At 32.9% G+C, this 21,390-nt stretch carries 19 protein-coding genes and 1 tRNA gene; 9 read left to right on the top strand and 11 right to left on the bottom strand.

The window, feature by feature from the left end; translation table 11 throughout:
• From H601_RS0110140 to glyA, 3 genes are all read right to left on the bottom strand, one after another.
• The coding region (locus H601_RS0110140; RefSeq protein ID WP_026711420.1) for a hypothetical protein at window positions 1–1,190 on the bottom strand (1,190 nt) is incomplete at its 3' end.
• Window positions 1,191–1,205: 15 nt separating this feature from the next.
• Window positions 1,206–3,530, bottom strand: coding sequence for a LysM peptidoglycan-binding domain-containing protein (locus H601_RS0110135; protein WP_026711419.1), 2,325 nt, complete (start codon window positions 3,528–3,530; stop codon window positions 1,206–1,208).
• Between the two features lie 116 nt (window positions 3,531–3,646).
• Window positions 3,647–4,921, bottom strand: coding sequence for a serine hydroxymethyltransferase (gene glyA, locus H601_RS0110130; protein ID WP_026711418.1), 1,275 nt, complete (start codon window positions 4,919–4,921; stop codon window positions 3,647–3,649).
• A 109-nt stretch (window positions 4,922–5,030) separates the two neighbouring features.
• Between glyA and fahA the strand changes: the two genes are divergently transcribed.
• The gene (fahA, locus tag H601_RS0110125) at window positions 5,031–6,314 is read left to right on the top strand and encodes a fumarylacetoacetase (RefSeq protein WP_026711417.1); all 1,284 of its coding nucleotides are present in this window, start codon (window positions 5,031–5,033) and stop codon (window positions 6,312–6,314) included.
• A 298-nt stretch (window positions 6,315–6,612) separates the two neighbouring features.
• Entirely contained in the window at window positions 6,613–7,794 is a 1,182-nt protein-coding gene (locus H601_RS0110115; protein WP_026711416.1) for a hypothetical protein, read from the top strand.
• Window positions 7,795–7,797: 3 nt separating this feature from the next.
• On the opposite strand, the gene ytxJ is transcribed toward H601_RS0110115, so the two are convergent.
• Window positions 7,798–8,184: a bacillithiol system redox-active protein YtxJ gene (ytxJ, locus tag H601_RS0110110; protein ID WP_026711415.1), complete on the bottom strand. Its 387-nt coding sequence runs from the start codon at window positions 8,182–8,184 to the stop codon at window positions 7,798–7,800.
• A 157-nt stretch (window positions 8,185–8,341) separates the two neighbouring features.
• Here ytxJ and clpB point away from each other — a divergent pair, with 157 nt between their 5' ends.
• The 4 genes from clpB (at window position 8,342) to H601_RS0110090 (ending at window position 13,442) form a co-directional block, all read left to right on the top strand.
• A complete protein-coding gene (clpB, locus tag H601_RS0110105) occupies window positions 8,342–10,957 on the top strand; it encodes an ATP-dependent chaperone ClpB (protein WP_026711414.1) in 2,616 nt (871 codons plus the stop codon).
• A 158-nt stretch (window positions 10,958–11,115) separates the two neighbouring features.
• Window positions 11,116–11,763: a hypothetical protein gene (locus tag H601_RS0110100; RefSeq protein ID WP_156900384.1), complete on the top strand. Its 648-nt coding sequence runs from the start codon at window positions 11,116–11,118 to the stop codon at window positions 11,761–11,763.
• Window positions 11,753–12,181 (top strand): energy transducer TonB, encoded by a 429-nt coding sequence (locus H601_RS0110095; protein WP_026711412.1) that lies wholly within the window; start codon window positions 11,753–11,755, stop codon window positions 12,179–12,181. The genes H601_RS0110100 and H601_RS0110095 overlap by 11 nt, the downstream gene beginning before the upstream one ends.
• Window positions 12,182–12,266: 85 nt before the next feature.
• Window positions 12,267–13,442 carry a DUF255 domain-containing protein gene (locus H601_RS0110090; protein WP_169628264.1) on the top strand — a complete coding sequence of 392 codons (1,176 nt, stop codon included), beginning with the start codon at window positions 12,267–12,269 and terminating at the stop codon, window positions 13,440–13,442.
• A 44-nt stretch (window positions 13,443–13,486) separates the two neighbouring features.
• Here H601_RS0110090 and H601_RS0110085 read toward each other — a convergent pair whose 3' ends face one another.
• The 3 genes from H601_RS0110085 to H601_RS0110075 form a co-directional block, all read right to left on the bottom strand.
• Entirely contained in the window at window positions 13,487–13,789 is a 303-nt protein-coding gene (locus tag H601_RS0110085; RefSeq protein ID WP_026711410.1) for a hypothetical protein, read from the bottom strand.
• Window positions 13,790–13,799: 10 nt separating this feature from the next.
• A complete protein-coding gene (locus tag H601_RS0110080; protein WP_026711409.1) occupies window positions 13,800–14,093 on the bottom strand; it encodes a hypothetical protein in 294 nt (97 codons plus the stop codon).
• A gap of 272 nt (window positions 14,094–14,365) precedes the next feature.
• Window positions 14,366–14,439, bottom strand: a tRNA-Pro gene (locus tag H601_RS0110075).
• Between the two features lie 92 nt (window positions 14,440–14,531).
• On the opposite strand from H601_RS0110075, the gene H601_RS0110070 reads away from it, so the two are divergent.
• Window positions 14,532–15,017, top strand: a complete 486-nt coding sequence (locus H601_RS0110070) for a phosphoglycerate mutase family protein (RefSeq protein WP_026711408.1) — start codon at window positions 14,532–14,534, stop codon at window positions 15,015–15,017.
• Window positions 15,018–15,097: 80 nt separating this feature from the next.
• Here the strand turns inward: H601_RS0110070 and H601_RS0110065 are convergent, their stop codons facing one another.
• Window positions 15,098–16,615, bottom strand: coding sequence for a S8 family peptidase (locus H601_RS0110065; protein ID WP_026711407.1), 1,518 nt, complete (start codon window positions 16,613–16,615; stop codon window positions 15,098–15,100).
• Window positions 16,616–16,768: 153 nt separating this feature from the next.
• Window positions 16,769–17,455, bottom strand: a complete 687-nt coding sequence (locus H601_RS0110060; protein ID WP_026711406.1) for an OmpW/AlkL family protein — start codon at window positions 17,453–17,455, stop codon at window positions 16,769–16,771.
• A gap of 141 nt (window positions 17,456–17,596) precedes the next feature.
• Between H601_RS0110060 and smpB the strand changes: the two genes are divergently transcribed.
• Complete coding sequence (gene smpB, locus H601_RS0110055) at window positions 17,597–18,049, top strand: SsrA-binding protein SmpB (protein WP_026711405.1); 453 nt, start codon at window positions 17,597–17,599, stop codon at window positions 18,047–18,049.
• 83 nt (window positions 18,050–18,132) lie between these two features.
• Window positions 18,133–19,182 (top strand): Fic family protein, encoded by a 1,050-nt coding sequence (locus tag H601_RS0110050; protein ID WP_026711404.1) that lies wholly within the window; start codon window positions 18,133–18,135, stop codon window positions 19,180–19,182.
• A 30-nt stretch (window positions 19,183–19,212) separates the two neighbouring features.
• On the opposite strand, the gene H601_RS15555 is transcribed toward H601_RS0110050, so the two are convergent.
• Entirely contained in the window at window positions 19,213–20,493 is a 1,281-nt protein-coding gene (locus H601_RS15555) for a cyanophycinase (RefSeq protein WP_035655827.1), read from the bottom strand.
• A gap of 149 nt (window positions 20,494–20,642) precedes the next feature.
• Window positions 20,643–21,284, bottom strand: a complete 642-nt coding sequence (locus H601_RS0110040; protein ID WP_026711403.1) for a protein-L-isoaspartate(D-aspartate) O-methyltransferase — start codon at window positions 21,282–21,284, stop codon at window positions 20,643–20,645.
• Window positions 21,285–21,390 lie beyond the last annotated feature (106 nt).

Below are 21,390 nucleotides of genomic sequence, written 5' to 3'. Positions count from 1 at the left end.
GGTGGTGACCAGCTTCCGCCCGTTTCAGGATTGTTACCCAAAAGGGTGAATAAATCTACACTGGCACTCGTTTCACATAAAGTGATACTTCCATTACTTCCGGCATTTGGAATCGGATTAATCGTTACTGTTACGGTGGCTGAAGCAGGGGGACATTCAGTAGAAGAACTTACAGTATAAGTAAAAATATATGGACTTCCCGATAACGTTAATGAACTAACATCTAAAGTTCCTTGATGATTATTTGTTAGGAAAATTGGACCCGACCATACTCCCGTATTAAATGGAGATCCTCCCAAAGAATCAAATAAGTTGATTGGCCCACTAGATAATAACTGATCCTCACAAAATGAGACAGTTCCATTTGTACCAGCGTTATTTTGTGTTTGGATTGAAACAAGTACTTCAAATCGTTCAGAACTTTGACAAGGAGGATCAACGGTAGTAGCATAATAGGTTTGACCATCAACTAAAATAGTATCTAAAGGTAATGGTATTCCTGAAGTACTTGTTAAATACCAATTATTATTCCCAGATGCAATTAAATTAGCAACAGTAGGAGGATTTGAATTATCTTGACAGAAGATTTGAAGAGGAGGACCAGTTGGAACAGGCACAACTCCAAAAGTTACAAAAACTGTAAAACGAGATGTTTCACAACCGGTATCAGGATTAGTTTGGGATGCATAATATAACGTATTAGGAATCAAGACAGTTGAAGGATCTAAAGCTGTTCCTCCCGTAGGCACATTGTACCATCTAATATTATTTCCTACTAAAACTAAAGTAGATATAGTTGCAAGTTCAGGTGAATCTACACAAGGGCCTTGAAATGGAAGGCCTGTTGGAGCTGAATAAATTGTCACAACCACTCTAACTCGTGTACCACAATTTCCACCACTACTATCAGCAAAATAATCTTCTCCATTCACTAAACCAAGCCCAGATGCTAAAGGTGTCGTAGAAGTATCCGTTGCAAACCAAGCCACTCCACCACCATTGTTTGTAGCTTGTAAACTCGCAATTGTAGGTGATTGAACGTCACAAAAAGATTGACTCAAATTGGTGACTGTCGGACATTGAGCAATTGAAAAAGAGTAAAATAATAAAAACGATACATATAAAAATACCGTTTTCCAATTACCTTTGTTCCGATAAGTTTGAATTTTATTTTCTTTAGTTAAAAACATATATTGTCTAAACTTTTAGTTTACAATTTTTTTATCTGAATCAATATCATATTGAAGGATATAAGCTCCTTTATTAAAATATCCTCCATATTGATTTTTATAATATTGAAATGTATAATTTAACTGATTTGTTACTTCGTCTTTTGCCAACGTTTCTAAACTTTTATTTTGATAAAGTCGAATCAAAGCATCAAACGTAAGATCAAATCCTTGAATAATTATAGGCGAAGGAGCAATACCATAGTTTTGTTTACATTTATTTTCAAATACTTTTAAAGCAACTTGATTTTTTCTTTTGGAATAAGAAGGATAAATCATTTTCAACGCTTTAAATCGCATTTCCGACAAACTTTCATTGAGTACCAATTCTTTAGGTTTTAACAATGCTAATTGAATTTGATACTGTTGCATATCTTTCAATAAAGCGGTTGTTGTATTGAGAATCAAACCTGATTTATCAGTATTTAGCAAAACAAAATTAATTCTGTTCATTATTAGCTCTTTGTTGATTACTTCCTCCTCAAGAACACCTTTTGAGGAAGACTTGACAAATCTGGCTTTGGGAAAATGACTTTCTATAAAATCATGATTCAACGAACTTATTTCGTCACTTACAACAATTAGATTTCCATTTTTAGCAGCTATATAATTTAAAATCATGATAGCTAAATCATTTTGAGATGGAATACCCACATAAGTTGACCCAACTTTAGTATTACCTTCTTCAATTTGATTTACAATTAATGGAATATTGCTTTTGAGAGCAAAATCACTCAACTTCTCGGTATTTTTTTGATTTGAAAAATAAAACAATGCATTACTTTGCTGAAGATTTAATTTTTTCAAATTTGAAAAATCAATTCTTGCTTCCTTGTCAATTCCTAAAGTCACTAACTTTTCGTCTAAAGAAACTCCAAGTTTTTTTAAGGAATCAATGGCTATACTTGCTCCTAAATAAAATTCCATTTCTTCTTTGTATGAAATAGTTTGACTTGGTGATTTCAAATATGTCTCGTAACTTTCTTTTGAAAATGGAACAAGCAGAGCAATTTCTTTCTTCTCAATTTTATTTAATGAACTCACCAACCCTTTAACCTCGATGGTTTTTTCTAAAGCGGTACTTTTTTCAATTGAAGCTGGTTTACTTTCATTCATTTCAGTTTTTGCTACTACAGGAATAGCTGAAATTGCATTTGATGGTAATTTAATAATCGTTCCAGCTTTTACACCTTCATTCAAAATCGGATTAATTTCCAACATTTTCTCCTGACTAACTCCCGCTATTTTTGAAAGTCCAAATAATGTTTGTTTAGGTTGAATTTCATAATCTACCCAATCAGTTATGTTTGAAGCATTTGTTTCTTCAACAATAAGTTCTGATTTTGGCGTAGGTTTTACTTCACTATTTTCTGGTACTTCTTTTTTTGACTGAGCAGCTACTACTTCTTCTTTTGGCTCATCTTTTGCTGTTGAAATAACTTGTTTAGGAGTAATCTCATCTTTCTTAGTTATAACCTCTTGTTTTATTTCTTTAGAAGCAATTTCTTGATTTTTGGTGAAAGGTAAAACAACTTCATGACCAGTTTGCAACATTCGAACAATATGTGGATTCAAACGCTCTAACTCTTCAATGGTTACTCCATATCGTTTTGATAATCCATATTTGGTTTCTCCGGCTAAAACAATATGAACATTACTATGAGAAATTTCAGTTGTCTTTGTTTTTTGTTTTGTTGGAATTTTTAAAATTTGACCACTTCTTAAAATACTCTGCAAATTATTAACATCAATAAGCGTATTTACTGTTGTTCCATATCTTTTTGACAAACCATATAATGTTTCTCCCGGCTGAACTTCATAAGAAATATAATCAAAACTAACATTTGAATTTTCAGTTTGAATTGCTTTGGGCCTGCTATCTCTCCCTCCTTTAATTATTAGAAGATGACCTTCTTGAAGCATTCTCACAATATGTGGGTTTTGCCTTTCTAATTCTTCAATACTAACACCATATCTTTTTGAAAGTCCAAATTTGGTTTCACCTTGTTGAACGCGGTGTGATATTACTTCGTTTTCCTTATTAATTGAATTAGAAATTTGTTCTGGCTTATTCACAACTACCTTGGTCTGTGGAATAATTAAAACACTATTTTCTACAATTCCATTAACTAAATCAGGGTTGTTTTTGTAAAGATCATTAGGTGTAACTTTATATTTTTGAGCAATAGAAATTACTGTTTCATCTTTCTTAACAGTATGTTTTACAGCATTTTCTTGTGCTAAAGCGGTCCAACTAAACAATTGGAACACACCAAGAAACAGCCAGTAGTTTTTCTTCATAATTGAATTTGTAATCGGTAAATAAAAACTTACTTTTTAATCATTAAAAATACAAAAAAACCTCCAGAAGATAAACACTTCTGAAGGTTGTTATTAAGATTGTTATTAACAATTTTTTAATAGACAAAAATGGCTCTTTCGCCCATAAATTCATTTACTTGATCAGCCACTTCTTCAATGATTTCTTCATTAGTGTGGTTTTGAATTACTCTATCAATAAAGTCAACTACTGTTTCCATGTCTTTTTCAACCAAACCTCTAGTTGTAATTGCAGGAGTTCCAACACGAATTCCCGATGTAACAAAAGGTGATTTATCATCAAATGGAACCATATTTTTATTCACTGTAATTTCAGCCTTAACTAAAGCATTTTCAGCTTCTTTACCGGTAATATTTTTGTTGCGTAAATCAATCAACATCATGTGATTATCCGTTCCGCCGGAAATAATATCATAACCTCTTTTCACAAATGCTTCTGCCATCGCTTTTGCATTTTTTTGAACTTGAAGAGCATATCTAAAAAATTCATCAGACAAAGCTTCACCGAAAGCAACTGCTTTTGCTGCAATGATATGCTCTAAAGGACCTCCTTGATTCCCAGGGAACACTGCTGCGTCTAATAATGATGACATCATTCTGATTTCTCCTTTTGGTGTTTTGATTCCGAAGGGATTTTCAAAATCTTTTCCCATTAAAATCATTCCACCACGAGGTCCGCGTAATGTTTTATGTGTTGTAGTAGTGATGATATGACAATGTGGTACCGGATCATTCAATAATCCTTTGGCAATTAGTCCCGCAGGATGGGAAATGTCAGCTAACAAAATAGCTCCCACACTATCCGCTATTTCTCTAAAACGTTTAAAATCCATGTCTCGAGAATAAGCAGATGCCCCTGCGATAATCATTTTAGGTTGCTCTTGTATTGCTATTTCCTGAATTTTATCATAATTCAATCTTCCTGTTTCTTTCTCAACTCCATAAAAAACAGGTTGATATAATCTACCTGAAAAATTCACCGGAGAACCATGCGTCAAATGTCCACCATGAGATAGATCAAAACCTAGAATTTTATCACCTGGTTTCAAACAAGCAAAAAATACAGCTGTATTCGCTTGAGAACCTGAATGTGGTTGCACATTTGCATATTCAGCTCCAAATAAAGCTTTTGCTCGATCAATAGCAATTTGTTCAATTTGATCTACTACTTCACAACCACCGTAATAGCGTTTTCCGGGATATCCCTCTGCATATTTATTGGTCAATACAGAACCCGCAGCTTCTAAAACTTGATCACTTACAAAGTTCTCAGAAGCAATAAGTTCTAATCCATGAATTTGTCTGTCTTGTTCATCTAAGATGAGTTCAAAAATTTGTTCGTCGCGTTGCATTTGATAATATTTCGTTAAATTGAGCTCAAAAATACGAATTATGTTTGTTAAATTAATAGTAAACTATATATTTGATTGATAATTTTTCAACACAAAAAAATAAACAAAAATGCCCATAACTGCAAATAATCCTAATCGAAAATCTTGGCTTAACGTGCCTAAAGACAGTGATTTTCCTATTCAAAATATTCCATTTGGTGTTTTTTTAACCAAAGATGACATTATTACAATTGGTACAAGAATTGGAGATTATGCTATTGATTTAGGTGCCATGCAACAATTAAATTATTTTGAAGGAATTGAACTAACCGATGATATGTTCATGCAAGATACCCTAAATGATTTTATTTCTGATGGTAAAAAAACATGGCGATTGGTTCGAAACAGAATTGGAGATTTATTTGATATTGAAAACCCTAAGCTTAGAGATAACAAAGAACACCGAGATATCATTATTTTTAACATCAATGAAGTTGAAATGCAATTGCCGGTATTAATTGGTGATTACACCGATTTTTATTCCAGTAAGGAACATGCTACCAATGTTGGAAAAATGTTTCGTGACCCTGAAAATGCTTTGTTGCCAAATTGGTTACATATTCCTGTAGGATATCATGGAAGAAGTTCAACGATAATTCCTTCCGGTATTCCGGTTCACCGACCAATGGGTCAAACCTTACCGGCTGGAGAAACACAACCCGTTTTTGGACCATCACGTTTGGTAGATTTTGAATTAGAAACGGCATTTATTACCACTGATGCCAATATTATGGGAGAAAATATTCCGGTTGCAGAAGCAGAAGATTATATTTTTGGAATGGTATTATTGAATGACTGGAGTGCTCGAGACATGCAAAAATGGGAATATGTTCCGCTTGGTCCTTTTTTAGCAAAGAATTTTGCTTCTTCTATTTCACCTTGGATTGTAACGATGGATGCATTAGAGCCATTTAGAACAAAAGGACCAAAACAAGAACCTGCTCCACTTCCTTATTTACAACAAAAAGGAAAACACGCCTACGATATTAATCTAGAAGTTTATTTAACACCGAATAATAGCGAACCTAATTTAATAAGTTCTTCTAATTTTAAACACATGTATTGGTCAATGGCTCAACAATTGGCTCATCATACTTCTAACGGTTGTAAAGTAAATTCTGGTGATATGATGGGATCCGGTACCATTTCCGGTCCAACACCGGAAAGTTTTGGTTCAATGTTGGAATTAACTTGGGGTGGAAAAAATCCAATCAAATTATCCAACGGAACCGAACGAAAATTCATAGAAGACAATGATACCGTAACGATGAAAGGATATTGTCAAAATAGCCAAGTCAGAATTGGTTTTGGTGAAGTAACCAGTAGACTACTTCCAACGTTTGTAAGACAGTAAAATTTTGCTCCGGTTAATGACCGGAGTTTTTTTTAAATCTAATTTCTTTTTTCTATTCACTTTTTTCTATTCTCTTTTTTCTATTCTCTTTTTTCTGTTTTTACTTCTAATAAAGGCACATTTTAGCCCGGATTGAAGTGGGAAGCCTTTTGCAGGATTGTTGTATTTTTTCTTGCTAAAAAAGAGTGACCGCAGGAAACTCCTTTTTTGGCTTAGAAAAAAACAACAAGACAAAAAAGCTTGGAACGAAAAGCCGGATTAGCTTCAAAAAAATTATATTTGTAAGAAATTAAATCTCATGAAAAAAATTACATTTCTTTTATTGTTATTTTTTAGTTTTTCTTGTGGTGTAAAAAGCACGATGAAAATGCTCAATTCAGGTGATTATGACAGGGCAATTGCATCGGCGACCAGTAGTTTGCGAAACAATAAAAATGCAAAAGGGAAACAAGATTATGTGTATGTTTTAGAAGAGGCATTTGCTAAAGCTAAAGAGCGAGATTTACGAAATGTAGAAGCGTGGTCAAAAGAAAATAATCCAGCTAATTTAGAAAAAATATACAATACCTATCTTTCGCTTCACAACAGACAAGAATTGATTCGACCATTGTTGCCATTAAAACTTTTAAAGGAAGGTAGAGATGCCATTTTTCCGATGGATAATTATACAACTGAAATTTCAAACAGCAAAAATGCTTTATCTAATTATTTGTATACCCTTTCCAAAAACAATTTAAAGACGGCCAATAAATTACAAGCCAGAAAGATTGTGGATGATTTAGTGTATTTGAATCAAATTAATCCCGGATTTAAAGATGTAAACAATTTGATAGAAGAAGCCCGTTTTAAAGGTACTGATTTTGTACACGTTTATACAAAAAACGAAACCAATATCATGATTCCTAACCGCTTGCAAAATGACTTATTGGATTTTAGCACATACGGTTTAAACGATAAATGGACGGTTTATCATAGTAATAGACAACAAGGTATTACGTATGATTTTGGTATTATATTAAACTTTAGAGCAATCAATATTTCACCGGAACAAATCAGAGAAAAACAAGTTATTCAAGAAAAACAAATTAAAGACGGTGTAAAAAACTTGGTGGATGCTAATGGCAATATTGTACGTGATAGTTTAGGGAATCCTATAAAAGTAGATCGATTTATTACTGTGAAAGGAACAGCTTATGAATTTACACAATTTAAAGCTTGTCAAGTTACTGCGAAAGTGGATTACATTGATTTTAACAACAATCAATTGATTAACTCATTTCCCCTTGCAAGTGAGTTCATTTTTGAACACATTTATGCTACTTTCAGAGGTGATCGTCGAGCTTTTGACGAACAATATATCACTTATTTTGGCAAAAGAGGCGTTCCGTTTCCAAGCAATGAACAAATGGTTTTTGATACCGGTGAGGATTTGAAAATGAAGTTGAAGGATATTATTAGTAGGAATAGGATTAGAAGGTAATTCTTAAACAAAACGCTTCAAACTCTCTACATTTATTCCATCATGTGATTCATGATAAACACATTTTCCGTCTTTAATTAAAAGGATTTGTGGCGATTGATGCATCACTTCAAATCGATTTGCGATTTCGTTGGAAATGTTTCTGTATTCTAATAAGTCTAGAAAATACGATTGTAATTCTTCTTCTGAAAAATCATATTCGTTTTCAAAATTTTTCAATACAAACCTACTGATGCTGCATCGGGTGCTGTGTTTAAAAATCAAAACCGTTTGTTGATGCGATAACTCGATAAGTTCGTTGAGCTGACCTAAATCGGTGAGCATCCTCCATCCTACTTTGGATGGTTTTTCATTTTCTGAACTTCCGAATAAATTGGTAAAAAAACTCATTTTGTCTTATTTTAGGACATTTTGACTTGTTTTAGTCTCGATTTTGTGTGGCAATCAGTCATTTTGTCTTCTTTTTTGAATTGGAATACATATTGACATTAGGACAACAAAGATATTGAAAATCAATTTAGAAATCATCTGATAAAAATATAGTACTATGAATTTAAAAAATTTAACCATTAAATCGCAAGAAGCTTTGCAACAAGCTCAGCAAATTGCACAAGGTTTTGGTCAGCAACAACTGGAAAACGAACACATTTTCAAAGGAATTTTGGAAGTGGATGAAAACGTTGCTCCATTTATTTTGAAAAAAATGAACGTGAATGTGAACTTATTTTCACAGATTTTGGATAGCACAATTCAAAGTTTTCCAAAAGTTTCCGGAGGCGAGTTGATGCTTTCTCGTGAAGCAGGAACAATGCTAAACGAAGCTTCTATCCTTACCAAAAAAATGAACGACGAATATGTTTCTATCGAACATTTGATATTGGCCATTTTTAAATCCAAAAGTAAAGTTGCACAAATTTTAAAAGACCAAGGTGTAACCGAAAAAGGATTGGAAGCCGCCATTTCTGAATTACGAAAAGGCGAACGAGTTACTTCGGCTTCAGCTGAAGAAACGTATAATTCCTTGAATAAATACGCCAAAAACCTCAACGAACTAGCCAAAAACGGCAAACTCGATCCCGTCATTGGTCGTGATGAAGAAATCCGAAGAGTGTTGCAAATTCTTTCACGCAGAACTAAAAATAATCCGATGTTGGTGGGTGAACCCGGAGTTGGTAAAACCGCCATTGCCGAAGGTTTGGCACATCGAATTGTAGCTGGAGATGTTCCCGAAAATCTAAAAGAAAAAATCGTTTTCTCATTAGACATGGGAGCTTTGATTGCCGGAGCTAAATACAAAGGTGAATTTGAAGAACGTTTGAAATCGGTTGTAAAAGAAGTAATTAGTTCGGAAGGTGATATTGTACTTTTTATTGACGAAATTCACACTTTAGTGGGTGCCGGAGGTGGCGAAGGTGCGATGGATGCTGCCAATATTCTAAAACCGGCTTTGGCTCGTGGCGAATTGCGTGCGATTGGTGCAACGACTTTAGACGAATACCAGAAATATTTTGAAAAAGACAAAGCTTTGGAAAGACGTTTTCAGAAAATTATGGTGGATGAACCGGATACCGAAAGTGCCATTTCGATTTTGCGTGGAATCAAAGAAAAGTATGAAACGCATCATAAAGTGCGAATCAAAGACGAAGCGATTATTGCAGCTGTTGAATTATCACAACGCTATATTTCCAATCGATTCTTGCCGGACAAAGCCATCGATTTAATGGACGAAGCCGCTTCTAAATTGCGAATGGAAATCAATTCCAAACCCGAAGAATTGGATGTTTTGGATCGAAAAATTATGCAATTAGAAATCGAAATCGAAGCCATTAAACGCGAAAATGACGAAGCTAAACTGAAAATTTTAGGTCTGGAATTAGCCAACTTAAAAGAAGAACGCAACGAGATTTTTGCCAAATGGAAATCTGAAAAAGAAGTGGTAGATAACATCCAAAACGTGAAAATTGAAATTGAAAACTTTAAATTGGATGCCGAACGTGCCGAGCGTGATGGCGATTATGGAAAAGTTGCCGAAATCCGTTACGGAAAAATTAAAGAAGCTCAAGAGCGTTTGGATAAATTGCAAATGCAATTACAAGAAAATCAGTCGGGAACTTCCTTGATTAAAGAAGAAGTAACCCGAGAAGACATAGCCGAAGTGGTTGCAAAATGGACCGGTGTTCCCGTGACAAAAATGCTACAAGGTGAACGCGAAAAGTTACTAAAATTAGAAGACGAATTGCACCATCGTGTTGTAGGTCAAGAAGAAGCTATCGAAGCGATTAGTGATGCTGTTCGAAGAAGCCGTGCCGGATTACAAGACATGAAAAAACCAATTGGAACCTTTCTTTTCTTAGGAACAACCGGTGTTGGTAAAACCGAATTAGCGAAAGCCTTAGCCGAATATTTATTTGATGACGAAAATGCCATGACCCGAATTGATATGAGCGAATACCAAGAACGTCATGCCGTAAGCCGATTGGTTGGTGCTCCTCCCGGATATGTGGGATATGATGAAGGCGGTCAGTTGACCGAAGCTGTTCGACGCAAACCGTATTCAGTGGTTTTGTTGGACGAAATTGAAAAAGCTCATCCCGACACGTTCAATATTTTATTGCAAGTATTAGATGAAGGAAGATTAACAGACAATAAAGGTCGAGTAGCCGATTTCAAAAACACCATTATCATTATGACTTCCAACATGGGAAGCCACATTATTCAGGAAAAATTTGAAAATTTATCCGGTGGTACCGAGGCTTCGGTAGAAGCCGCAACCGAAGCTGCAAAAGTAGAAGTGTTGGGATTATTAAAACAAACTGTTCGTCCGGAGTTTATCAATCGAATTGATGAAATCGTCATGTTCACACCTTTATCCAATGCAAACATTAGAGAAATTGTGGGCTTGCAGTTAAAAAGTGTTACTAAAATGTTGGCTCAGCAAAACATCACGATGGATGCTACTCCGGAAGCCATTGATTATTTAGCCAAGAAAGGTTATGATCCACAATTTGGAGCCAGACCGGTAAAAAGAGTGATTCAACGTGAAGTTTTAAACAAATTATCTAAGGAAATTTTAAGCGGAACTGTTAAAACCGACAGCATTATTTTACTTGATAGTTTTGATAACGAATTGGTATTTAGAAACCAAAGTGAATTAGTAAAGTAAAAGTTTTCATAAATTGGTTAGTTAGGTTGAAAACACCAATTCAGCAATGAATTGGTGTTTTTTTTTATATCTTTAACAAAAGAAAACTTATGAACTATTTGTATTTATTTATCTTTTTTTTTTTACCGATTAGCCTATTTTCACAGGACTTAAACAAAGTGCCTAATCACTATAAATATGACAGTAAAACAATCAAATACCTTTTCTTAGATATTGATGGTACCGCATTAACTGAAGAAGAATATTATAAGAAATGGAGAGATACGAGTTTACATGTAACGGGTTGGCATTATATAAAAAAAGACAGTGGATATATTCATCGGCTTCACGATAAGGAGTTTAATTATTTTCAATTAGAATATCGTTCTTTCTTAGATTTGATTGAAAAAATGACGCAAAAAAAATTAAATGATAGTGCTTTAATCTTGATTGAGTATGTTTTTAAAGATGATTTATGTTCCAATAGTTCTACCAATTATTACCATAAAACTGCCATAGAAGAAAAAAAATATATGTCTAACCAGTATAAGAAGTTTTTTAAAAAACAGAACAAAAATTTGTATTATTTTGTTTTTTTTGAAGAGGGAATCGTTCTTCATAATTCTAAAAAAGAAGATGAATATTATTTTACGGATCAAAATAATGAACTTAAAAATACGTTCTTTAAAAACGAAACGCTTTGTGGTGCTTTAATGATTACCAATACAGATGCAAAAGCATTTGTTAGAAATGGAGAATTTCGTCCTGATCAAATGATTCATTATCTAAATCCAAAAGTTTGGAAAACTATTTTTTATGAAGATTAATATCAAATATTTTATTATTTTCTTGTTAATGTTTACTTCTGCCACTATAATAGCTCAAGAAGAACAATACCAGAAAAAACTTCATCATGTTAATACTGTAGAAAAAATCTTTTTGACTAATGAAGTAGAAATCCAACCCAAATTAATGTATGGCGAAAATGCGATGTATCGTTTCATGTCACGCAATTTTAAGTTTCCAAAAAATGAAAGTCCTGTAACAGAAATCATTTGTAGTTTTATTGTTGAAATAGACGGAACGATTTCTGACATCAAAGTGATTAATAATGTTCCTGAATCGTATCAAAAAGAGGTTATTCGCGTAATGAATAAGTTTGATGAACCTTGGTATCCGGCAGTAAAAGACAAAAAGCAAGTGCGATGCCAATACATACTTCCAATAAAAATCAACTTAATTTAAACCTTGAGAAGGTTAAAAAACCAATAAAGTTAGAATGAATTGACTTTAAAAAAGTAAATTTGTATTCATTCAAAAAAATTCAGTTGTGCGATTTACACTGCTTTTTATATTTATCTCACAATTACTTTTTAGTCAAAAGGTAAAATTTGAATCAGATATTAACGTGGCTTTTGATAAAGCAAAAAAAGAAAACAAACTTGTATTTGTTGAATATTATAATTCTACTTGTACTATTTGTTTAAGTATTGAACCTCTATTTGACAATGCAGAAATGGCCGATTTTTACAATCAACATTTTGTAAGTTACAAAATCAACACACGTGATGGAATGAAGTCAAAAGACAGTTTGTTTATGGCATCACAAAAATTAAAATTTCAAGGTGTTCCTTTTTTTCTGTTTTTTGATACGGAAAGAAATTTTGTGCATTATTCAGGTGCAAAAGCAGAAGTTGATTATCTCATCAATATTGGAAAAAAAGCTCTAAATCCGGAAGAACGAACAGGAAGTTTAGCAAAGAAATATAATAGTGGTGATCGAAGTATTAAGACACTTTACTCCTACTCAGATTTGGTTCAATTGTATCAAGATGTTGACTTGTGCAATACAATTTCAAACGAACTTTATCAAGTTTATCCAAAAGAAAACCTTAAGAATAATCAAAGTTATTTAATTTTAAAGAATACCGTAAATCATATAGATAATGGCTTTTTTCAATACTGGTATGAACATTTAGATGATTTAAAAGATTTTGAAAAAGGGGCTAAAAAAGGAACAGAAATAAAAGTTTTGGAAAAAATTCTGTTAGAATCTATCCAAAAAGATAAAGATAAATGGGATTTAGCAAAAATTCAAAAAGTAAAAGCTTACACTATCGGATTAGGATTATCCAAAACCGGAAATGATTTTTTATGGGAAGAAGAATCAAAAGCCTTAAAAAATGAAAAGAAAAGTGTAGAACTTTTTCAATTGATGTCTGAACTTTTAGAAGAAAATAAAAATAATGTATATGGAACATTATTTATAACTGAATTTTATTTAAAACTATTCAATAATAAAGTAGAATTGGAAAAATTATCTCTTGAATTAGATCATTTAAAATCAAAAGAAATGGAACCTGAACAAAAAGGAGATTGGTTCCTTCAAAAATTAATTATACTTCAAAAACTTCAACAAAAAGAAGCATTTTTAAAACTTAAAAATGAAGCTTTAACCTTTTATAAACAAAATCAATTGGATTTAAATTTAATAGAAAATTTATAAAAAAACACCAGCAATAAGCTGGTGTTTTACATTAAAAAAACTAACTAAAAATCCTCACCGGAAGGATAAATTCTATTAATTGGAATGTAAGTGTTTGATTTTAAAACAACTTTATCATCAGTAATACCCCAAATTGTTGTTTCCACAACTTTTTTAGAAGTATCATCTTCAAAAAATATGCGCATTTTATTGCGATACATATTTCCGTATGCCATACCTCGAACTAACTCTGCTATTCGTTTCCTTTTTAAAGATGTATCTTGTAAAACATCTTCTTCAGGAAAAGTATAATCACAGATTACCTCTTTCTCCACTGGTTCGAAGAAATATAAACTTGATGCAATCATATGATTTTAATTAATTGTAAAACTTAAACGTTTTGTATATTCTGTTTATGGGAATTCCTATACCACGCGTTAGAATAACACGATTTTTGGTTACACCACAAACTTTGGCTTCAACCACTTTTTTAGATTGGTTGTCTTCAAAGTAAATTTTGATTTTGAAATAATCCAAATTGCCGAAAGTAAGAGCCATCTTCAACTCGTTAAAACGTTGCTGAATTGCTTCATTTCTATTTAAAACATCTGATTTAGGAAAGATGAGAGATGAGATTCTCTCATTTTCAATGGATTCGTAAACAGTTGCCATAGTGCTAATTTTTGGTTAATAATAGATTTAAGGGGACTCAAATTTAACAAAAAAATAATATCTTTTACAAAAAGAACACTTTTTTTTAGCAGTTTTATTAATTTTTGTGGTTTACCGTAAAATATTTGTATAATTTAACATTCAAAACATAATTGAGATCATACAAAAATCAACAAAATAAAAAAGTGTATAATCGGAAGGATTATTAAAAAGAGAATAATTAAAAAATAAAAATAAAAAATCCCTTGAGCTTGGCTCAAGGGATTTTACTGTCGGGATGACTGGATTCGAACCAGCGACCCCTAGCACCCCATGCTAGTACGCTACCAGGCTGCGCTACATCCCGAAAAGAGATGGCAAAAGTAGTAGTTTAAAAGAATATCGCAAAAATTACTGAATAGAAATTTTCATTTTATTACTTTTATAAAAACTATTCTCATGAAATTTATTTTCTCATTTTTATTATTAGTTGTATTTCAAGTTTCAATTGCACAATCCGAAACTACTACCCTATACCTTATTCGTCATGCTGAAAAAGCAGATAGTACACAAAACCCTGAACTTTCTGATGAGGGTTTGAAAAGAGCTGTCAGGTGGACAAAATATTTTGAAAAAAAAAACATAGATTTCTTTTATACTACACTCACTCGAAGAACGCAAATGACTTGTAGTACAATAGCAACATCCAAACAAAAAGATATGATATTTTATGATGTAGCAAAATTTTCATTAAAAGAAATCATTGAAAAGCATTACGGTAAAACCATATTAATCGTGGGTCACAGCAACACTATTCCATCACAAATCAATGCATTTTTAGAAAAAGAAATTTATCCACAAATAGAAGATAATCAATTTGGAAATTTATATACTATTATAATTAGTGGAGATAAAATTGAGCACAAATTGACTCATTACAAATAAAAAACCACGAATTTCAAAATTCACACAAATTAATTTGTGCTTATTTAGGAAATTCGTGGTAAACTTTAAGCTATCAAGAATTATTGAACAGCAGTTAACGCATTGATAATTCCGTGACCAAATTGCGAATTTTTAGTTGGATAAAATTGGGATGATTGTTTCATTTTAGTCAACACTTGAGCTTTTGTCCAAGTTGGATTTTTAGCCCAAACCAATGCTGCTATACCAGCTGTTGTTGCAGTAGCAACAGATGAACCGCCTACGTAATCCGCTTGGTTGTTATAGTAGCTCAACACAGGTACTTTGTTTCCGGTTCCTGAACGTTCCATCATAATAGTAAAATCAATCTCAGCACCACTGTGACATACATCGCATTTTTGATAGGTTGATGCTTCTTTTATTCCAGTAACAGCAACAGTCTCCGGCATCCAAGCTGGAAAAATTACGCCTACAAAATTGGTGAATGAGGTTGACGTTCCTCCAGCACAAAAAATTAATTTTCCTTTGTTATTGGCGTAACGCACACCATCTTCTATTTTTCCAACAGAGAAAATATGCCCCATTGACATTGAAATTATCTTAACATCAGTACGATTTCCCAAAGCAGTGAAGGCATTTTTCACACCATTTTGTTCATGATATCCGTTTAAAACTACATCTGATGAAGCACGATAGGATACTAAATTTGCATTGTAGGCTACACCCATTGGTAAACCATTATTATTTCTTGGAGCTGTAGCAACTGATGCCATGCTTGTTCCGTGTCCACAAAGGTCATTTACACCATCTGTTGAAGTGGACCAAGGCCAAATGGAGTCAACATAAACACCATATTTTTGTACAAATCTTCCTGATGATTGACCCGTATTAAAGTTACCATTCATAAGCGTTTGTTGCGGAGATAATCCAGTATCAACCACACCAATTGTTACTCCAGCACCAGAAGATAAATTCCATGCCGATGGAATTGCGTGTTTATAAAATGCCCATGGAACTTGTGCATTTGGAGAAATTGTAGTTACATCTGAAGTACTAATTGTTGATGTACTATAACCACAACCAGAATCAGATTCCATTTGATTGTCTTCTGGATTTCCTTGATTTTCGATTGAAAAATAACGATAATCAGCCGGCTCAACATAACGAACAAATTTGTTTCGTCTTAAAGCCTCTAGTGTTTCTTGTTTGGTAATAACCACATCAATCAAATTCAAATATGTATCTTCTGAAAAAACCAATTTATCATTTTGATCTCCTTCATAACGTTTTAAAAGAGATACGATTTCATTTTGCATTTTTGTGGCATCCGGCGATTTTGTTCGGTCAAAATCATCTTTGTTTTTACCGAAACCAATAGTAACTAAATTTTTACTTTGTAAAACAGCACTCCAAAGCGTATGAGTATCAACCTCTCGCCAATAGAATTTTTTCCCATTTTGATTAAACGAATTAATTAAATCGTTGATTTGTCGAGCTGTTAATGGATCTTTTTGATTAGAAATCACGATTAACTCCTCACTTTTTTGATTTTCTTCTTGTGAACAAGAAATAGCAAATAAGCTAAATAAAACGGCTACTCTAAGTACATTTTTTATCATAAAATTAGTTTTTAATTCAAATATTAACGAATTTAATACTATTTTTTGAATTTTGAACGACAGTTAATAAAAAGTTAATAAAAAAATAAAGCCGAACGTTTTCACATTCGACTCTATCTTTCGGATTTACCCGATTACTAACCAATAATTTATTTAGAATTTCATTCCAAAACCTAAACCAATAATCCAAGGATTAATTTCAACTTCAGCTGGAATAGATAAACCTTCTGCTAAATTAGAAGCATCTACTGTTACATCCGTTTTTAAGAAAAGTCTTTTTACATCAAAATTTACAAAGTACTTTTCATTCAACATCACGTCAAAACCAACTTGTGCTGCAAACCCAATTGCATTATCATATTCAATTCCTTTAACAACATCTCCTTCTTTTACATTATAAAAAATTGTATAGTTGATACCGGCACCAACATAAGGTTTAAATTTTTTCTCTTTTAATGGAAAAAAATGATATTGAGCTGTTAACGTTGGAGGAAGTAACATTACACTACCTAAATCAACATCAAAACTAGTTGGACCGCCAATTGCAGAAATATCAGAACCAACTGTTCGAACATCATGTTTAGCTGTTCCTAAAATTAATTCAGCAGCAAAATTTTCAGTAAAGAAATAAGTGAAATCTAATTCCGGTACAATTGCGTTTGATATGTTTACATCTCCCCCAATAATTCCGATTGTTGCTTTTTCATTAGGAACAACACCAATTCCACGTAAACGAACTTGCCATCTACTAAAATCTTTATCACTTTTTTGCTCTTGTGCTTGGGTAAAATTTGTCATGAATAATGACGAAAGAATACATGCAATAACTATTTTTCTCATTTTGTATTTGTATTAAAATTACAGTTCAAATGTAAAATCAACTAATCTTATAAAACCTGATAAAAATCATTTACCAAAAAATAATTCTTAAGTAATAAAAGGGATAAAAAAAACACATTTTTATTTTACATTTGCATTCCTATGCAAAAAACAATAAACATACTCAATAAGCGAGCTAAATTTGACTATGAAATTATCGATCGGTATGATGCTGGAATTGTATTGACCGGCACCGAAATCAAATCAATTCGTTTGGGGAAAGCTTCTATTGCCGAAAGTTTTTGTGAATTTAGTAATAGTGAATTGTTTGTAATCAATTCAAACATCGAAGAGTATTCATTTGGCACGCATTATAACCATAAAGCAAAAAGCGAAAGAAAACTCCTTTTGAATAAAAAGGAATTAAAAAGTCTTGAAAAAGATTTACAAAACAAGGGATTAACAGTTGTACCTCTTCGTTTATATATCAACGAAAAAGGATATGCTAAAATGGAAATTGCTCTTTGTCGTGGAAAGAAAAACTATGACAAACGTGAAACCATTAAAGATCGCGACAGCAAAAGAGACATTGATCGGATAAAAAAGAATTTCTAATTTAAAATAAAGTTTAAAAAAGTATAAGATTATTTTGTATTTCAAAATTTATGACTAAATTTGTCATGACAAAATAATGAAGTATGAAAAACTTATTAAAAACAGCTCGTGAAAATAAAAATTTAAAAACTAGAGAAGTAGCTCAACTCCTTGGTATTGATCAAGCATTGATTAGTAAGTTTGAGAATGGAAACCGAAAACCTACTCGTGACCAAATAACAAAACTTGCCTCAATATTAGAAATAGATTATGAAACCTTGATGGTGGCTTGGTTAAAAGAAAAAATACTATATGAAATTGGAGATGATGAAAATTTTGGTCTAAAAGCATTGATGGTTGCCGAAAGCGAAATGAAATACAATGCCACTTTTAAGCGAGACACGATTTCAAATTCATTAAAAAGCATACTAAATGAAATTGATGTTTTAAAGAAAGTTTTAGATCAAAAAAGAGCATTTGACAGTTATAGAATTGCACAAGCACTAGAATTAGAATATACGTTTGAAAGTAATCGAATTGAAGGAAATACGCTAACACTCAGAGAAACAGATTTGGTTATTAATGAAGGTTTAACCGTTTCCGGAAAAAGTATGCGTGAGCATTTGGAAGCCATTAATCATCAAGAAGCGATTGGATATATTAAACAATTAATGGAAAAAGGATTTAGCTTTTCTGAACGAGAATTATTAACCATACATAATCTTATTTTAAGAGGAATTATTCCGGAAGATGCCGGAAGATATCGTCGCGTTCAAGTCATGATAAAAGGAAGCAGCCACATGCCACCTCAACCCTACATGGTTGCAAAAGACATGGAAGATTATTTTATTTGGTATGAAACCCATAAAAACAAATTGCATCCGGTGGTTTTGGCTGCAGAAATGCATGAACGATTGGTTACTATTCATCCTTTTATTGATGGAAATGGCAGAACCTCTCGTTTGGTCATGAATTTAATTTTATTGCAACACGGTTATGTTATTGCCAATATTAAAGGTGATTATGACAACCGAATGAAGTATTATAATGCATTAGAAACTGCTCAAACAAATGGCAATAAAGAAGATTTTTTGCTTTTTATTGCCCAAATTGAAAAGGAAAGTTTAGAGCGATATATCAATATTATTGGATAAAAAAAGCCCGCTTTTCGGCGGGTTTTGTTTTTACTTTTTGCTTAATTTCTTGGTTTGAATTTTATTTCCTTCTTTAATTTGGATTGTATAGATTCCTGATAGCAACTGATTTGTTTCGATGATTTCTTGATTAGTGATTTGTTTTTGTAAAACAAGTCGGCCTTGCATATCAAAAAGAGAAATTTGAGCAAAAGAGATTCCGTTTACAGAAAAACTTTTTGACATTGGATTTGGAACGACTTGAAAATTAGAAATGTCGAAATTGTTTGTTGCTAATGAACAATCAACTGGAGTTCCGGCAACAGACGCAAAAACACCATTGTTTACTGACCAATGTTCCCACGTTCCTCCTGAATTTGAACCACTTTGCCAATTGCTTAAATCAAAAAAATGATCTCCGGTCATTGTTCCTGGTACTTTATATACTTTTAAAGCTTGTCCGCCGTAATTCCAAGTCAACGGAGAGCCAGATTGAATAGTTTCTATATCGTTAGGATTACTACAATTGGCTTGCACAAAAAAAGCATATTCTTGATAGGCCGGATATTCGCCAAAAACTCTGGCTTTTCCGTTTTCGTCAATGCAAATTGCAACGTATTCATTGGCAGCAACTCCTTTTACTTCAAAATTAAAATCATTTTTAAATCGGGCAATAAAAGTGCTTTGTCTTCCTCTTCTGTCCGGATTATCATAATGCGTATCGGTAATCACATCTTCTAAAAACGGAACGGTAAGAAAATCATCGTAACCCAACGTTACATTGGGATGATACGGATTATTCATCGCCTGTGAAGATGTAACCGAACCATTTTGAGCATTGAAATATTTTCCACCCAAAATTGCCATTCCGGCACTTGTTCCGCCTATCGGTGCGTTTTTTACATTGATATGATGGTTTAATAAATCTTCTAAAGCATTATTTTTAAAATACGATACATAATTCCATTGATCTCCACCGGCAAACCAAATCATTTCGGCATTGGCTACTTTATCTAAAACGTAAGGATTTGTAGCTCCGGCAACGGATGTAATGACTAAGGTTTCTACAGAATTAACGGTAATACCTAGTTGTGAATATAAGTAATTATTGTACCCATTACTGCCCGAACTTCGCAAAACAAATACATCACCACCATTTGCTTTTTGAAGTAACCATTTCATGGCTTCATCATGTTCGGTAGCACCGCCCATTAAGCAAACTCCAAATTCTGGATTTGTGGTAATATTGGTTGTATTTCCGGTAAAATAGCTCGTATAACCTTGAGCATTTAAAAAGAATGGAGCAAGTAAAAAGAGTAATTTTCTAATCATAGCTTTAGTTTTTTATAAAAATAGTGAAAAAATCTTTTGGTTATTACGATATAATGGAAGTTGTATATTTTTTAGACCTGACAGGTTTTAAAAACCTGTCAGGTCTAAATTCGAAAATGAACAAAAGAAATTCAATCTTAAATTACATTCTAATTCTTATCTTCCAGCAACGGCACAAATCGAAATTCTCCAAATTCGTGTTTTTCAAATTGGGTTTCGTTTTTGCGAATTAGTAAGGTCATGATTTGCTCTTTTTCGCCGAGTGGAATGACTAACCTTCCTCCTATTTTTAATTGAGCCATTAATGGTTTTGGGATGATTGGTGCTCCGGCTGTTACAATTATGCTGTCAAACGGAGCATAGTTAGGTAAGCCTTTGTAACCATCTCCAAAAGTTAAAAGTTTTGGTCTGATACCCAATTTTGGCAACAATAAAGAAGTGGTTTTGAACAATTCGTTTTGGCGTTCTACGGAATAAATTTTGGCTCCCAATGTGCATAAAACAGCTGTTTGATAGCCGGAACCGGTTCCGATTTCCAGAATTTTATCGTCTTTTTTTACTTCTAATAATTGAGATTGAAAAGCTACGGTATAAGGTTGTGAAATAGTCTGCCCGGCACCAATTGGAAAAGCTTTGTCTTGGTAAGCAAATTGCTCGAATCCGGAATCAAGAAACAGATGTCGTGGAATTTTTTTGATGGCTTCCAACACATTTTTATCGGTTATTCCTTTTTCGGATAACAGCTTTACTAACTGATTGCGAAGTCCTTGATGTTTTTCTGTATCTCTCACTTGGGGTTTGGGTTTGTTTGGGTAAAATTAAAGTATAAATAGTGAACTTGCAAATGTTGGGAGATGGGAGTTGGGAGTTGGGAAAAACTGTGACTGATCCCGAAAG

This window comes from Flavobacterium filum DSM 17961 (assembly GCF_000425465.1).
Classification (GTDB): Bacteria; Bacteroidota; Bacteroidia; order Flavobacteriales; family Flavobacteriaceae; genus Flavobacterium; species Flavobacterium filum.
This window is presented reverse-complemented; position numbering and strand designations above follow the sequence as displayed.